General features: G+C 62.3%; 12 protein-coding genes. 2 read left to right on the forward strand and 10 right to left on the reverse strand.

Annotation, left to right across the window (positions count from 1 at the left end; translation table 11 throughout):
• Window positions 1-87 precede the first annotated feature (87 nt).
• Entirely contained in the window at window positions 88-1,311 is a 1,224-nt protein-coding gene (locus NL532_RS09455; protein ID WP_023828228.1) for a lytic murein transglycosylase, read from the reverse strand.
• A 207-nt stretch (window positions 1,312-1,518) separates the two neighbouring features.
• Here NL532_RS09455 and galU point away from each other — a divergent pair, with 207 nt between their 5' ends.
• Entirely contained in the window at window positions 1,519-2,424 is a 906-nt protein-coding gene (gene galU, locus NL532_RS09460; RefSeq protein ID WP_023828227.1) for a UTP--glucose-1-phosphate uridylyltransferase GalU, read from the forward strand.
• On the opposite strand, the gene NL532_RS09465 is transcribed toward galU, so the two are convergent.
• The gene (locus NL532_RS09465; protein WP_031202662.1) at window positions 2,425-4,209 is read right to left on the reverse strand and encodes an outer membrane beta-barrel protein; all 1,785 of its coding nucleotides are present in this window, start codon (window positions 4,207-4,209) and stop codon (window positions 2,425-2,427) included.
• A 150-nt stretch (window positions 4,210-4,359) separates the two neighbouring features.
• On the opposite strand from NL532_RS09465, the gene NL532_RS09470 reads away from it, so the two are divergent.
• Window positions 4,360-5,355 carry a KpsF/GutQ family sugar-phosphate isomerase gene (locus tag NL532_RS09470; protein WP_023828225.1) on the forward strand — a complete coding sequence of 332 codons (996 nt, stop codon included), beginning with the start codon at window positions 4,360-4,362 and terminating at the stop codon, window positions 5,353-5,355.
• A gap of 82 nt (window positions 5,356-5,437) precedes the next feature.
• Here the strand turns inward: NL532_RS09470 and NL532_RS09475 are convergent, their stop codons facing one another.
• From NL532_RS09475 to NL532_RS09510, 8 genes are all read right to left on the reverse strand, one after another.
• Complete coding sequence (locus tag NL532_RS09475; protein ID WP_023686409.1) at window positions 5,438-5,902, reverse strand: NfeD family protein; 465 nt, start codon at window positions 5,900-5,902, stop codon at window positions 5,438-5,440.
• A gap of 96 nt (window positions 5,903-5,998) precedes the next feature.
• Window positions 5,999-6,949 (reverse strand): SPFH domain-containing protein, encoded by a 951-nt coding sequence (locus NL532_RS09480; protein WP_023686408.1) that lies wholly within the window; start codon window positions 6,947-6,949, stop codon window positions 5,999-6,001.
• A 158-nt stretch (window positions 6,950-7,107) separates the two neighbouring features.
• On the reverse strand, window positions 7,108-8,172 hold the full coding sequence (hemH, locus tag NL532_RS09485) for a ferrochelatase (RefSeq protein WP_023828224.1): 1,065 nt from the start codon (window positions 8,170-8,172) through the stop codon (window positions 7,108-7,110).
• Window positions 8,173-8,328: 156 nt separating this feature from the next.
• On the reverse strand, window positions 8,329-10,356 hold the full coding sequence (locus NL532_RS09490; protein WP_023828223.1) for a bifunctional metallophosphatase/5'-nucleotidase: 2,028 nt from the start codon (window positions 10,354-10,356) through the stop codon (window positions 8,329-8,331).
• Between the two features lie 196 nt (window positions 10,357-10,552).
• Complete coding sequence (locus NL532_RS09495) at window positions 10,553-10,930, reverse strand: Omp10 family outer membrane lipoprotein (protein WP_023683250.1); 378 nt, start codon at window positions 10,928-10,930, stop codon at window positions 10,553-10,555.
• 188 nt (window positions 10,931-11,118) lie between these two features.
• A complete protein-coding gene (locus tag NL532_RS09500) occupies window positions 11,119-12,564 on the reverse strand; it encodes a homospermidine synthase (protein WP_023828222.1) in 1,446 nt (481 codons plus the stop codon).
• Window positions 12,565-12,691: 127 nt separating this feature from the next.
• Window positions 12,692-13,930 carry a hypothetical protein gene (locus NL532_RS09505; RefSeq protein ID WP_023686403.1) on the reverse strand — a complete coding sequence of 413 codons (1,239 nt, stop codon included), beginning with the start codon at window positions 13,928-13,930 and terminating at the stop codon, window positions 12,692-12,694.
• Window positions 13,931-13,932: 2 nt separating this feature from the next.
• Window positions 13,933-14,856 (reverse strand): heme-dependent oxidative N-demethylase family protein, encoded by a 924-nt coding sequence (locus tag NL532_RS09510; protein WP_023686402.1) that lies wholly within the window; start codon window positions 14,854-14,856, stop codon window positions 13,933-13,935.
• Between the last annotated feature and the right edge of the window lie 32 nt (window positions 14,857-14,888).

Below are 14,888 nucleotides of genomic sequence, written 5' to 3' on the forward strand. Positions count from 1 at the left end.
TGGTGCATGGCCCTCGCAGGGGATCATGCACAGACCGATGCTACGGCATCCCTTGCGCGTCGCAGATGCGCGCTGCCGTCGCCGGCTCTATTTCTTTCTGAGCCATTTGAGCACTTCCATGCTCGGATACCCGTCTTGGGTCAAGCCGACCGTTGCCTGATAGGTCATGATGGCGGTTTTCGTACCGTCACCGATCTTGCCGTCGAACTTGCCGTCGTAAAGTCCGTGCTGCGAAAGCCGCTTCTGCAACTCCTGCCTTTCCTCGAAGGACAGTTTGGTGAAAGGCCGCTTCCAGTCCTGCACCAGACCATTAGAGCCGGCGATTTCGTCGGCAAGAAGGCCGACGGCCAGGGCATATTTGTCGGCGTTGTTGTAGGCCTTGATGACGGAGAAGTTCTTGATCATCAGGAATGCCGGTCCGCCGCGGCCGTCCGGCACTTTCAGCGTCGCCGTGTCGGTTGCGTTCTTGAACGGCTTGCCATTGGCCCTGGCGACGCCGAGCGCCTGCCACTGCGCCAATGTCTTCGAGCCGGCAGGCAGTTTGCCGGCTGGAATGGTGACCTCGTAGCCCCAGGTCTTGCCGCCCTGCCAGCCATTCTTCTTCAGCAGATTGGCTGATGTCGCCAACGCATCGGGGATCGAATTCCAGATGTCGCGCTTGCCGTTGCCGTCCATGTCGACGGCATAATGCTGGTAGCTGGTCGGGATGAACTGGGTCTGGCCCATGGCGCCGGCCCAGGAGCCCATCAGGTGGCTTTCGTCGATGTCGCCGGTCTGCAGGATTTTCAGCGCGGCGACCAATTGGGTGCGGGCGAATTTCGAACGCTTGGCGTCGCCATAGGCGAGGGTTGCCAGCGAGCGGATGACATTGCGCATGATGTCGTCGCGCTTGAGGATCTCGCCATAATTCGATTCCATCGACCAGATGGCGAGCAGGATGTAGCGGTCGACGCCGAACCTGGCTTCGATCCGGTCCAGCCACGGCTTCCATTTCCTGGCCATCTGCTGGCCGACGGCAACGGACTGGTCATGGACGCGGTTGTCGAAATAGTCCCAGGCGGGCGCGGTGAACTCGGGCTGGGTGCGTGCCTTTTCCAGCACCACCGGGTCGGGCTCATTGATGCCCCGGAACGCTCGGTCGTAGACCGCGCCGGAAACGCCGCCCGCCACGGCCGTGGCGCGGAAGCCGGCGACCCATTGCCGAAACCCGGCATCGGCGAAGGCCGGTCCGGCCGGCATCAGCAAGGCGAGCGAGAGGCTGGCCGCCGTCAGCACGCTGGTAAAGAGTTTTGCGGCACTGCGAACGGACATATTTTCCCCTTTCTCTATCTCAGGAAAGACCATTCATCGCCGAACCGGGTTAGCAATTGGTTTACCATAGGCGGCGCCTGGAACGAAAAGACACCTGGATGCTTTACCGGTTGATGTTTCCCTCAATGGCCCGATAATCCCCAATTCCGGCGCGAAAATGTCGCGAGGCGGGATTGCCGGGCACGCCCTCAAACGGATAATTGACGCATGAAGCGAGTTCGCAAGGCAGTTTTCCCGGTCGCCGGTCTCGGCACACGGTTTCTCCCGGCCACCAAGGCCATTCCCAAGGAGATGTTGACCGTCGTCGACCGGCCGGTCATCCAGTATGTCGTCGATGAGGCGCGCGAGGCCGGCATCGAACATTTCATCTTCGTCACCGGCCGCAACAAGGCGGTCATAGAAGACCATTTCGATATCCAGTTCGAGCTCTATGATACGCTGGCACAGCGCGGCAAGGACGATCAGCTGGCCCGCTTGCAGCGGCTGCAGCCGGGCCCGGGGCAGACCTCGTTCACCCGCCAGCAGGTGCCGATGGGTCTCGGCCACGCCGTCTGGTGCGCCCGGGAACTGGTCGGCGACGAACCCTTCGCGCTGTTGCTGCCCGACATGATCATGCAGTCCGAAAAGAGCTGCATGAAGGCCATGGTCGAGCTCTACGAGGAGACCGGCAACAACATCATCGCGGTGCAGGAATGCGATCCGGCCGAAACCCACAAATACGGCATTGTCGGCCGCGGCGAGGACACGCATCACGGCTTCCGCATCACCGAGATGGTCGAAAAGCCGAAGACCGGCACCGCGCCGTCCAATCTCTACATCAACGGCCGCTACATCCTGCAGCCCGAGATTTTCAAGATCCTGGAAAGCCAGGAAAAGGGCGCCGGCAACGAGATCCAGCTCACCGACGCGATGCTGAAGCTGGAAAAGCAGCAGCCCTTCTTTGGCTACCACTTTCAGGGCCGCACCTTCGATTGCGGCTCGCCGGAAGGGTTCGTCGAGGCCAATGTCGCCTTCGCGCTGTGGCGCAGCGACATGAACGAGAACATGGCCGGCGTCATCCGCACGCTGCTCGATGAGATGAAGCCGTCCGAGCGTCGCGGCGCTGCTTTTTAGCTACCGCTGCAGCTTCAGCCCCAAATAGATGCTGTTGGCGGTGTAGTTGCGCCCGGGCAGATTGCTGGTCAGCTTTTCGGTGCGGGCGCGGCTGGTGAGACCGACGTAACGGTTCAGCCACCAGGTCAGCCCGGCCTCTGCACTCAGCGTCATGTCATGGCCGTCGGAGCCGGTGTAATTGCGCCAGTCGAGCCCAAGGGCTGCGTTGCCGGTCAGGTCGGCGCGGATCTGCCGCTCGCCGGTGAGGCGGCCGGAATAGAGGATGTCGCCGCTCTCACCGGCATTCGTCGTGCCTTCGACCGTGGTTCGCCCGGTGAGGCCGATGATGGTACCGCGCTCGGGCGACCATTTGAGGTCGGCATTGATGGTGGCTCCCGAAATCGCCTCCAGGTTCTTGTCGTCGATCGCTTCCCGCAGCCAGCCGGCCGAGAACTCACCTTTGAGCTTCTCGCCCATGTCGACTTCGACACCGGCGCGTGCGCCAAGCCGGGTCGAAGAGCGCTCGAAGCCCTTGTTGTCGATCCGTTGGTCATATACCCGGCGGCCGAGCTCAATCTCGGCAAAGGGCGTCAGAGCCGGGGAAATTTCATAGCCGGTCCGCAACGTTGCGGTGTAGAGCGTGTTGTCCTGATCCTTCTGCGACAACACGGTGCCGTCCGTTAGCTTGGCGTCGCCATAGATGTCGTGGGAGACCGCACCGGTCAGCGCAAAGCGCAGCTTGCCGACATCCTTCTCGACGGCGAGGCTGCCGTCGACAGTCTGGCGGATCGGCTGCGAGGTGACGCCGGCAATGGCGTCGGGCGCGGAGGCCGATTCCGGCGCAATCTCGTAGCCGAGCTTGGCGATGGCGCGCAGTTCATTGTCGAGGTCGACATTGTACGTGCCTTGGATACGGCCGCGTGCCTCATTGATCTTCTGGCCCGAAATGGTGTTGCGGAAATTGCCGTAGCCGTCGATGACCGCCGAATTCTCGCGCCAATCGGAGGCGGCGGAGAAACGCAGCGCCGTTTCGGACAGCACCGCCGACTTGCCGCCAGCGCTGGAATCGGCGTTCGACGTGACGGCAACGCCCTGCTCGAGCGTCGGCCGCAGCAGGAACGAGCCGACCTTGATGCCGGTTGCCGCGTACGGGTCGTCCTCGAGCTTCTTCTTCTGGCCCTCGATGGCGTCGGCGCGCTCGGCGCCAGGGTCGAGCTTTCGTCGGTCGACGCCGTCGACGGTGAGGACACGGCGGTTGGCTGTGTCCTGATCGGCGTCGTCTGCCGCAGTGCCGTCCGGAGTCGTTCCGGTGGTGGTCTGGTCCGTGGCTTTGCCAGGCTTCTTCTTGTCGGCAGCCTTGGTTTTGTCCTTGGCCTTGTCTGCATCCGCGGCGGCGCGTTGCTTTGCCGTCGACGGACGGCGTGGCTGGACGGTTGCCGGCTTGTCGGCGAACGAATCGTCGATGGTCGCCGGCGGGTCGAAAATGCTGTTCGCGCCGGCCTGTGACGGGTCGGTGTCGTCAGGCAAGGCGCCATCGCTGGCCGGCACATAGGCCGTTGGCGTGTTTCCCGTGGGGGCGGTGTCGGCAGGGGCGGGCTTGACCTGCGTGTTGGCCTTGCTCAATTGCCTGGCCCGGCGCTGCTGGTCGGACAGGATCGCCGATTCCGAAACCTCGCCGCGCAGCTCGGTCTCCTGGGCATGAAGCGCAGTTGGCCGCAGCAAAGCGAGCACGCTCGTCGCCAGAAGCAGAGCGCAAAAGGCTCTGCCCGTTCGACCTTTTTTCTCTTGAGGCTGGGCCCGCGACATCGTCACCACTGCTTGCGCGGCGCAAGCGCGCCATACTTACCGAACCGTAAACGGGGATGGTTAACGGAGGGTTGAAGGGCGGCCCGTCGGACATGGCTGGACGGCAATTCTGTTGGACAGGCGAACGGCAAAGCGCTAATCGCATCAGCCATGCATGCGGGATCCCAAGAAAAGAAGCCTTTGGAGGCTTCGATCGCCTCGGCGCTGAGAACGGTAGCCACGGAACAGGCCGGCGTGGCGGCATTGGCCGCCGCGCTGGAGAACGAACTGGCCGAACCTTTCGCCCGCGCCGTCGACATGGTGTCGCGCATCAATGGCCGCGTCATAGTCACCGGCGTCGGCAAAAGCGGCCATATCGGCACTAAGATCGCGGCCAGTCTGGCTTCGACCGGCACGCCTGCCTTCTTCGTCCATCCGGCGGAGGCCAATCATGGCGACCTTGGCATGATCGCCAGAGACGATGCCATCATCGCCATGTCATGGTCCGGCGAGAGCAAAGAATTGATGGGCATCGTCGCCTATTCCAGGCGCTTCTCGATCCCGCTGATTGCGATTACCGCGGGCGCGGCCTCGGCGCTGGCGCGCGCGGCCGACGTGGTGCTGCTCCTGCCGTCCGCGCCGGAAGCCTGCCCGCACGGTTTGGCGCCGACGACATCGACCCTGCTGCAACTGGTGGTCGGCGATGCGCTGGCCATAGCGCTGCTCGAAGCGCGCGGCTTCACGCCCGACCATTTCCGCACATTCCACCCCGGCGGCCAGCTCGGCGCCAATCTGACTCTCGTCTCCGAGATCATGCGGGTCGGCGATCAGATTCCGCTAGCGGCGCTCGGTACCAAGATGCCGGAAGCGGTCATGACGTTGTCGAACAAGAAAGTCGGTTGTGTCTGTGTCGTCGACGGGAAGGGCGAGCTGGTCGGGATCATCACTGACGGTGATGTCGCGCGCAATCTGCATCGAAACCTGGCCGATATCGCCGTGGACGACATCATGACCCGCACGCCGAAGACGGTCGATCCGCAGACGCTGGCCGGAACGGCGATCGCGCTTCTCAACGAATACAATATCGGTGCGCTGGTAGTGACGGAAAACAGGATGCCCGTTGGGGTGGTTCACTTCCACGATTTGCTGCGTATCGGCGCAGCCTGAGGAAACTAAAACCGCATTGCGTTGGGGTGACCTACGCGGCGCGCTTCGATTGCTGCCAAATGCGCTGCGGGCCTTCGGGCGCTCAGACGGCCTCGACGGTCAGTTCCAGATCGGTGTCGGCCGAACTGACGACGCGCACCTGCGTGCCGGCCGGCAGGTCGGGACCGGAGACGCGCCACAGTGTGTCGCCGAGTTTGATGCGGCCGCGACCGTCCTTGATCGGCTCGGCCAGCGTTGCCATCCTGCCGACCAACTGCGCGCCGCGCCGGTTGAGCAGCGGCTGGTCGCTAGGGGTATTACGCCCACCAACCAGCTTCTTTCCGGCAAGGGCCGAGACCAGCGACAGGGCCAGGAAGGCGAGGACCTGGACTTCCCAGGCCCAGAAGCTTGCGTCCCAGACGAGCAGGGAAATCACACCGATCACCAATGCGGCGATGCCGATCCACAGCATGAATATTCCTGGCGCGATGACCTCCATCACCAGGAGGACGAAGCCCAGAACCATCCAGTTCCACGGACCAAGTTCGGAAATGATGCGGTCGAACATGGGAGTGCGCTCCTACTTCCTGTGGAGCATGATCTTTTCCGAAAACCGGTTCCCACTTTTCGGGATCATGCTCGCGACCTCAGTTCTCGTCAGGTCTCAGTTCTCATTCGGGCGAACCACCGGAGGGCGGGCGGCCTGCCTGGCGGCGCCGGCGGTGCCTTCGCTGCGGAACACCTCCCTGGCGATCTCGCTTATGCCGCCGAGCGTGCCGATCAGTGCCGACGCTTCCATCGGCATCAGCACGACCTTGCTGTTGTTGGCGGTACCGATCTTGCCCATCGCTTCGGTGTATTTGAGCGCCACGAAGTAGTTGAGTGCCTGCACGTCGCCCTTGGAGATGGCTTCCGATACAACCTGGGTGGCTCGCGCTTCGGCTTCGGCCGAGCGTTCGCGCGCCTCGGCGTCGCGGAAGGCGGCTTCCTTGCGGCCTTCGGCCTCGAGGATCTGCGACTGCTTGAGGCCTTCGGCGGCGAGGATCTGCGCACGCTTGTTACGTTCAGCCGTCATCTGACGACCCATCGATTCGATGAGGTTGGCCGGCGGATTGATATCCTTGATCTCGACGCGGGTGATCTTGATGCCCCACGGATGGGCCGCTTCGTCGACCACGCGCAGCAGCCGTTCGTTGATGGCGTCGCGGTTCGACAGCAATTCGTCGAGGTCCATCGAGCCCATGACGGTACGGATGTTGGTCATCGTCAAATTGAGGATGGCGTTCTCCAGGCCGGCGACCTGGTAGGCGGCCTGCGCCGCATTGAGGATCTGGTAGAAGGCGATGCCGTCGACGCCGACAATGGCGTTGTCGCGCGTTATGATTTCCTGGCTCGGAACGTCGAGCACCTGCTCCATCATGTTCATCTTGGCGCCGATGCGGTCGACGAACGGCACGATGAGGTTGAGGCCGGGGCTTAGTGTTTTGGTGTAACGACCAAAGCGCTCCACCGTATAATTATAGCCTTGCGGGATTGTCCGGATGCCTTTGATAAGAAGCACCAATACCAGAAAGGCAAGCGCACCAATCGCAATACCGAAACCACTGAAGTCCATTTGAATCTCCCTCAGATGCCGGCCATGGCGTTGATTCCATGCAACCGACTTCACCAAACACTTAGGTGTGTTTCAATAATGTTACAATCAGGTGATCGTTGATTATTAGTGCATGGAATAGCGCAACTGCGGCGGTCGATCGCCGCAACGTGGCGGCCTCAGACCCAGCCCGACAGCTCGCGCCGCACCATCGCCTCGATCACCGCCATGCCTTCTGCACTGTCGTTGAGGCACGGGATGTGGGCGAATTTCTCGCCGCCGGCGTGATGGAAGGTCTCGGCCGCCTCGCGGCCGATTTCGTCCAACGTCTCGATGCAGTCGACGGAAAAGCCTGGATTGACGATGGCGATCGATTTGACGCCGTCCTTCGCCAGTTTCTCGATCGTCTTGTCGGTGTAGGGCTGCAGCCATTCCTGGACGCCGAAGCGCGACTGGAAGGTGATGATCAGCTTCTTTTCATCCCACCCCAGTCGTTCACGCAACAGTCGTGTCGTCTTCTGGCAGTGGCAGTGATAGGGATCACCCTTTTCGAAATAGGGCTTCGGGATGCCGTGATAGGAGGTGATGACCACCTCCGGCTCGAAGTCGAGCGTTGCCAGATGCCGTTCGATCGAATGGGCGAGCGCCTCGATGTAGACCGGCTCGTCATAGTAGGGCGGCACGCTGCGGACCGCCGGTGCGCGACGCATTTTCATCAGCGCGCGAAAAAGCTGGTCATTGGCGGTGGCGGTCGTGGTCGCCGAATATTGCGGGTAGAGTGGGAACGACAGGATGCGGTCGCAGCCTTGCTCGACCAGCCTTTGAGCGACGCTCGCGGTCGAGGGGTTGCCGTAGCGCATCGCCCAGTCGACCACGACATCGGGTAGGTCGATGAGCGCTGCGGCCAGCTTTTCGCCCTGCGCCCGGGTGTAGGTGCGCAGCGGCGACTCGTTCCTCTCGCGGTTCCATATCCTGGCGTAATTGGCGCCGGACTTCTTCGGTCTGGTGGTCAGCACCAAGCCGTAGAGGATCGGATACCAGATCGCCTTGTTGAGTTCGATGACGCGCGGATCGGACAGGAATTCGCGGAGATAGCGCCACATCGGCTTGAAATCGGTACCGTCGGGCGTGCCGAGATTGACCAACATGACGCCGATCTTGCCTGCCTTTACCGGCGGATGTCCGGCCGGTAGCGGGTCGAGCGCTTTCGCGGCTTTGGGGTCGACAGGCGTGGAAAGCGTCATGAAGGTCTCCCGACACCGCGAAAACCGACGATGTCGGGCGAAACTAGCGATGCGGAGCAAGTTTTCAATGCTGCGTCTGGCCGCACCTTACCTTGAAAGCCAAAAACCCGTCCGGTTACCCGGACGGGTTTTGCTGGTCGCAAGTGCGAAGCGAGGTTACTTCGCCGGAATGGTCAAGGTCGCGCCGACAGGAAGCCGGCGTGGTTCGTAGCCTTTGTTGGCCTCGGAGATCACCTTCCACTTGGCGCCGTCGCCGTAGGCCTTCTTGGCGAGATCCCAATAGGTATCGCCGGCGACGATGACATGGCTGGCTTCGGCCGGGGCGGCGTCAGCCGGCTTTGCCGGAGCAGGTGCGGCTTCGGCCGGTTTTGCCGGTTCGGCCGGAGCCGGCGTTGCCGGGGCGGTTTCCGCCGGGACAGTCGGCGGCGTGGTGGTGATGTCGCCGGAGCCTGCCGGCAATGCGGGCATCGCCGGCTCCGCCGGTGCAGCCTCGGCCGGTTTTGCCGGTTCCGCTGGAGCAGGTGCCGGTTCGGCTGGTTTTGCCGGCTCGGCGGCCGGGGCAGCCGCTACGGTTGCGGCAACCTCGGTGATGCGGCCGTCGAGCTTGGGCGTGTAGGGCCGGTGCGCGGCGAGATAGTCGGCGACCACCTGTTCGAGGCCCGGGCCGTAATCATAGGCGTTCTTGGCCTTCTCGGCGAAGACCTTGTAGCCGTCGCCGCCCTGGCGGACGTAATTGTTGGTGGCGACCAGATAGTCCTTGTCCGGATTGATCGGCGCCCAGGCACCGTTCTGCATCACCTCGACCGACTTGACTCGGCCGGCATTGGGCGCGACCGACTTGTCGAAGGAGTATTTGAGACCTGCCACCTGCGGGAAGCGGCCGCCGCCGTCCTCGACCTGGCTGACGCCGTTTTCCAGCCCGGCAACCAGATCCTTGCCGGAAATCTGGAAGGTCGCCAGCGTGTTCTGGAACGGCAGCACGGTCAGCACCTCGCCCATGGTGACGGTGCCCTTGTCGATCGAAGCACGCAGGCCGCCGCCATTCGAGACGACGATCTCGACGCCCTGTCCCTTGACGCGGTCGAGGATGGCGTCGGAGACGAGGTTGCCCATCGCGCATTCCTTGGTGCGGCAGCTTTCGCGGCTGCCGTCGATGGCCTCGGTGGTCTCGGCCACTTCCTTGTTCTTCAGCGCCTCGATCGGCGCACCGAGTTCCTTGATGCGGGCAAGAACGGCCGGATCGGGAGTGATCGACTTGTCGAGGAAGATCGGGTCGCCGCTGGATTCCTTGACGTTGCCATTGTCGTCGAACACGACCTTGAATTCGCCGAGATATTTCGAATAGGACGCGGCCTGCACGACAGGCACCTTGGAGCCGTCGGGGTTGTCGACCATCGTCGGATAGGGGCCTTCCGCCTTCGGGTCGGTGTTGGACAGAAGCGAATGGCTGTGGCCGCCGACCACCACATCGATGCCCGGGATCTTGGCGATGACATCGCGCTCGCGCCTGTAGCCGATATGGGTGACGGCAATGATCTTGTTGACGCCTTGCGCCTTCAGCTTCTCGACCTCGGCGGTGATCGACTTCACGTCGTCCTCTATGGTAATGTTGGGGCCGGGAGAGGCGAGTTCCGGCGTGTCGTTGGTCACGGCGCCGACAATGCCGATCTTCTGGCCGCCGACCTCAAGCACAATCGACGGCTTGATCTTGCCTGCGGCGCCGGACTTGTCGTTGGGCACGACATTGGCGCTGACGATCGGGAACTTCGCCTTGTCGAGATAAGGCACCAGCGCGCTCTCGCCATCGTCGAATTCGTGGTTGCCGAGCGTCACCGCGTCGGGCTTGATCTGATTGAGGAATTCCTCCTCCGCCGTGCCCTTGTAGGTGATGTAGAACAGCGATCCCTGAAAGCTGTCGCCGGCATTGAGCAGCAGCACGTTCTGGCCTTCGAGCTTCTTGCGCTCCTGTGCGATCGCGGTGACCAGCCGGCCGGCGCCGCCGATGCACTCACCCTTGGTCTCTTCCTCGGCCGAGCAGGTCGACTCGTATTTGTTGTTGCCTTCGATGCGGCTGTGCCAATCGTTGAAATGCAGGATGTTCAACGTGTAGTCGGCAAAGGATGGTGCGGCCGACAGGCCGAGTGTCGAGGCAGAGAGGGCGGCAATGGCGGCGAGCTTCTTCATCTTCGTCTCCCGGATATGATCAAAGGCGTTTAACGCTCTTGCCCGACTGCAGGATAACAGCCAGCATTTCGGGTATGTTCACATCGCGGTTGTGGCGATGCAAGAAGAATCAGGGCGGATAACCGGCATCGGTTTGCCGGCATAAAAAGGCGGCGGCATCGCGCCGCCGCCATCCGCAAAGCCGCATGGGAAAGGTTCAGCCGCGCCTGGTCAGCACGAAGTTCTGCCCGGCGGAGCTGGTGCAATTCAGCTGGTTTATGGACACCAGCAGGCAGTTGAAAGCGATTGGCTGCTGCCGGATAAGCGAGGTTCCGTTGATCTCGACCGAGGTGGCGCCGGTCTTGGTGTAGCTGCCGTCAGCGAATTTCTCACCGGTCTCCGCCGAAACGGTGGTGAAGACGCCGCCGTTCAATGTCGAGACCGCCTTGCCTTCGGCGTTCAGCCATGAGCCTTCGACGCCTCGCGCCTGCGATGAGATCGGTGGCCCGTCGGAGCCGCCGGTGGTGCAGGCGGCAAGCATCGTCGCAAGAGCGCCCGCCGCGCCCGCAGAAAGAATTTTGCGCGCAATCGTCATATCAAATCCTCTCCTGACGCATCGGCCCAATCGTCAAACGACGTTTTGGAGAACACGATGTGCGTGGCCTCAAGTTTCCAGAGCCGTCCCTCGTGCGTCCAAATGGATGCACACTGCTCTCGTCCGCATCCCTTCAATCGCCCGATTTCCGGGCGATTGCAAGGCAGTGAGGCAGGGGTATGGAACCGCTATCGAACGAGGATGTTGCGGAATTGCCACGGGTCGCTTTTGTCGAGGTCCTCGGGAAACAGGCCCGGACGGTTATCGAGCGGCGTCCAGTCGGTGTAGTAGCCCTTGACTGGTCCGAGATACTGGGACTGCACTTCCAGGCAGCGCTTGTAGTCCATCTCGTCGGCCTCGACGATGCCGGCTTCCGGGTTTTCCAGCGCCCAGACCATGCCGGCGAGCACGGCCGAGGTGACCTGCATGCCGGTAGCGTTCTGGTAGGGCGCCAGCTTGCGGGCTTCGGCCAGCGACAGCTGCGAACCGTACCAGTAGGCGTTCTTGGCATGGCCGTAGAGCAGCACGCCAAGCTCGTCCACGCCATCGACCAGCTCGTTTTCGTCAAGCACATGGTGGACCGGCTGCGGCTTGCCGGCAGCGCCGAACATTTCGTGGAGTGACAACACGGCGTCGTTGCAGGGGTGATAGGCATAGTGGCAGGTCGGGCGGTATTGCACCTTGCCCTTCTTACCGCGCACGGTGAAGAAGTCGGCGATCGAGATCGCCTCATTGTGCGTCACCAGGAAACCGTATTGCGCGCCCGGCGTCGGGCACCAGGAGCGCACGCGGGTGTTGGCGCCGGGCTGTTCGAGATAAATCGCAGCCTTGGAGCCATGCTTGTGCTCCTTGCCGTTCTTCGGCATCCATTTCTCATGCGTGCCCCAGCCGAGCTCGGCCGGCTGCAGCCCTTCCGAGATGAAACCCTCGACCGACCAGGTGTTCCAAAACACGTTCATCGGCTTCGGCTTCTTGGTGCGCTGGGTGTCGCGCTCGGCGATGTGGATGCCCTTGACGCCGGCCTTCTTCATCAGCTTCGCCCAGCCGTCACGGTCGTCCTGCGCGGGTTCGGAAAACTCGAGGCCGAGGTCGCCGGCAAGGTTCAGCAGCGCCTGCTTGACGAACCACGAGACCATGCCCGGATTGGCGCCACAGGTCGAAACCGCGGTAGCGCCGCCGGGCTTGTCGTGCTTCTCCTTGATCAAGGCTTCGCGCAGCGCGTAGTTGGTGCGGCTGGCATTGTCGGCCTTGGCGTCGAAATAGAAGCCGAGCCACGGCTCGACGACGGTGTCGATGTAGAGCACGCCGAGCTTGCGGCAGAGCCGCATCAGGTCGACCGAGCCGGTATCGACCGACAGATTGATGCAAAAGCCCTGGCCGCCACCATTGGTCAAAAGCGGCGTCAGCAGTTTCTTGTAGTTCTTCTCGGTCACGTGCTCCTGCACGAAGGCGATGCCGCGCTCGTCGAGCAGCTTGCGGTCGGTGTCGAGCGGGTCGATGACCGTCATGCGAGACTTGTCGAATTTGAAATGGCGCTCGATCAGAGGCAGCGTTCCCCGTCCGATCGAACCAAAGCCGATCATCACGACAGGGCCGGTGATTTCACCGTAAACGGGCCAGTTTTCATTCGCCATTTTATCGAGCACTCCTTCAAGCAACGCGCCAAAACGGCCGTTCGACCGCCGCGCGACAAACCATAGATCATTGTCACAATAAAGCGAAAAGCAGGGATAAGGTTAGTTCCCGACGGCGCAGATGCGCCTACGGTTCGAGCAGTTTCGCGAATTCCGGTGTGAACAGCGCTTGTGCTTCGGAGACCGGCATTTCAACGAGATCGTCGCCGCAAGCCTGGATGACGTTGGGCAAACCTTGCAGCCCGAAGACCAGAACCTGCCTGTCGCCATCGCGCTTCAGGCTGGCGCCGAGATAGTCGCTGATCAAATCGTCGATGCCGCATTCGGCCTCGTAATCCACCTCGGTCTGGTCGCTTGGCTTCTTGCGGTTTTCCCTGACGAAGGCGGCCAGCGAGGGGCCTGGCTTGCCGTCGCCCGTATCGGAAAACATGTCCTGAAGGGTAAGCAAGGCGCCACGGCGCACGTCCATGACATAGGCGTCGGAATAGTTGTTCGGATGCGCACCGCCGCAATAGAGGCTGCCGGATTCCGACCAGCTCATCAGCTTCGGCGTCAATGACGTCACTTTGGACGTCGTGTCTTCGTAGCCGCCAAGCGAATCGTCATCCATGCCCTCCATCGGTGGTCCATCGTGGAAGCCGGCGTATTGCAGCGCCGCGCACGTCAAGGCGCTGAGGCTGTCATGCCAATGGCGGTTCTGCAGCAAGGCATTGGCGGCTTCGATCGGCGCGCCGCCGGCGAGATCGACGATGCGCGGCCTGGCGAATTTGGTGCGTGGATCGGTGACATAGTTGTAGGCTGCATCCGGCCAACCTTCCTTGGCGTCTGCCTCGGGCGCGAAATCCAGCTTGAGATAGTCGTAGGGCGATGCCGCCATGGTGATCGGCGCCTCGTCACCCGAGAATGTCATGTCGGTGAAATCATAGAGATTGCGTGGCGTCGTCGCCGGCGTCTCCGTCTGGGCACGGCTGGCGATCCTTGTCAGCTTCAGCGGCAGGGTCTTCTTGGCCGTCCAGGTGCCTTCCAGCGTCTTGCCCTTGTCGGCGGAACTCAACCGCCAGACGGCGCCGATGGGTGGAGACTGGCCGTCGCCGCACTTCTTGGCATCGCAGGCTTCTTCCTCGGCCAATTGAAAGGTGGCGCCCTTGCTCGACTTCGCCTGCAGAGGAATATCGACGCCCTTGGAGCGGTAAAAATAGCGGCCCGCCAGTGCCTCTCCAACCGTCGCCGGATCACCGGTAAACTCGACGACGATGTCGATGTTGCCGAGCTTCCCCGCATAGGTCACCGGTTCCGCATGCGCTGTTGCCGGCAACGCCAGCAATGCACCGAGCAGGACGGCTAGCTTCAGAACATGTCGGATCATCGTCACTCCTGAGCCATGGTTTGCAGGCGTTGCACCAGCCGGTCACGGTCTGATGTAATCCCCTTATAGTCGAGTTGAGCCTCATCCAGCGCCTGCAATTGCGCCGCGAAAGAGGCGGCAAGCGTTGCACGGTCGGGATGCCGCGCCAGCACTTTCAGCGGGTCGAGATGGATGCGGATGGTGAACAGGATGTCGCGCGACAGAGGCAGTTTGCGCAACGTCTGGCGCTCCACGCGGATGAAGGCGTGGGCGTTGACGTCGCCGTCGGGAAATCGCGAGGGGCGGTTGGTGGCACGGTCGATGCGCTCGACATTGGAGAGCGGATGATAGAGCGCGTCGCCGGCCTGGATCGACCAGTTGAAGCGTTCGACGGCCTGGCCCTGCAGGCCGTCGAACATGCGGTTGATGAGCTCGGCCGGCCTGGTGCCCGGACCGAAGCCCGGCACCGGTGCGTGGATCTGCTGCAGCGGCCGGCCGAATTTCTCGACCAGCGACCAGGATGACGGGAAACACAGCGAGCCGGCGGCGAGCCGCCAGCCGGTGTCGTCACGACGCATCAGGATCAGGTCTTCCTGGACGAGCAGCGACGCTGCGACCAGCGGGGCATCGGGGAAGGTGGCGTCAGAGTCGGCTTTGGCGCCAATGACCTCAACCCCGGCATTGGTGCGCCGGTACATCCCGGGAAATGTCGACAGCAGATGTGCTTCGATGAGGCCGCGCACTTCGCGCTGGGTGTCGCGCGTGCCGTCTTCCTCGACAAACACCTTGTCGGGAATTTCGGCATAGAGCCGGCGCTTTTCGGCGAGATGGTCGAAGAGATACCGGTCGACCTCGATCCACTTGTCGAGCTCGAGCGGCTTCAGCCCGATGGTGAAGAGCTTTGAGGAGCCATCATAGGGCGTGTGCGTGGGCTGACGAGAATTCATGCTTCGCTAGAAAGTGTCCAATGCCGGCGGTT

The organism is Mesorhizobium sp. C120A, assembly GCF_030323105.1.
GTDB lineage: Bacteria > Pseudomonadota > Alphaproteobacteria > Rhizobiales > Rhizobiaceae > Mesorhizobium.

Bases quoted from the DNA above. Each gene is read 5' to 3' on its own strand.
- NL532_RS09475 (WP_023686409.1), bottom strand. From the start codon at position 5,902: ATGTTCGACCGCATCATTTCCGAACTTGGTCCGTGGAACTGGATGGTT.
- NL532_RS09500 (WP_023828222.1), bottom strand. From the start codon at position 12,564: ATGGCGAATGAAAACTGGCCCGTTTACGGTGAAATCACCGGCCCTGTC.
- NL532_RS09495 (WP_023683250.1), bottom strand. From the start codon at position 10,930: ATGACGATTGCGCGCAAAATTCTTTCTGCGGGCGCGGCGGGCGCTCTT.
- NL532_RS09455 (WP_023828228.1), bottom strand. From the start codon at position 1,311: ATGTCCGTTCGCAGTGCCGCAAAACTCTTTACCAGCGTGCTGACGGCG.
- NL532_RS09490 (WP_023828223.1), bottom strand. From the start codon at position 10,356: ATGAAGAAGCTCGCCGCCATTGCCGCCCTCTCTGCCTCGACACTCGGC.
- hemH (WP_023828224.1), bottom strand. From the start codon at position 8,172: ATGACGCTTTCCACGCCTGTCGACCCCAAAGCCGCGAAAGCGCTCGAC.
- NL532_RS09480 (WP_023686408.1), bottom strand. From the start codon at position 6,949: ATGGACTTCAGTGGTTTCGGTATTGCGATTGGTGCGCTTGCCTTTCTG.
- galU (WP_023828227.1), top strand. From the start codon at position 1,519: ATGAAGCGAGTTCGCAAGGCAGTTTTCCCGGTCGCCGGTCTCGGCACA.
- NL532_RS09505 (WP_023686403.1), bottom strand. From the start codon at position 13,930: ATGATCCGACATGTTCTGAAGCTAGCCGTCCTGCTCGGTGCATTGCTG.
- NL532_RS09470 (WP_023828225.1), top strand. From the start codon at position 4,360: ATGCATGCGGGATCCCAAGAAAAGAAGCCTTTGGAGGCTTCGATCGCC.
- NL532_RS09465 (WP_031202662.1), bottom strand. From the start codon at position 4,209: ATGTCGCGGGCCCAGCCTCAAGAGAAAAAAGGTCGAACGGGCAGAGCC.
- NL532_RS09510 (WP_023686402.1), bottom strand. From the start codon at position 14,856: ATGAATTCTCGTCAGCCCACGCACACGCCCTATGATGGCTCCTCAAAG.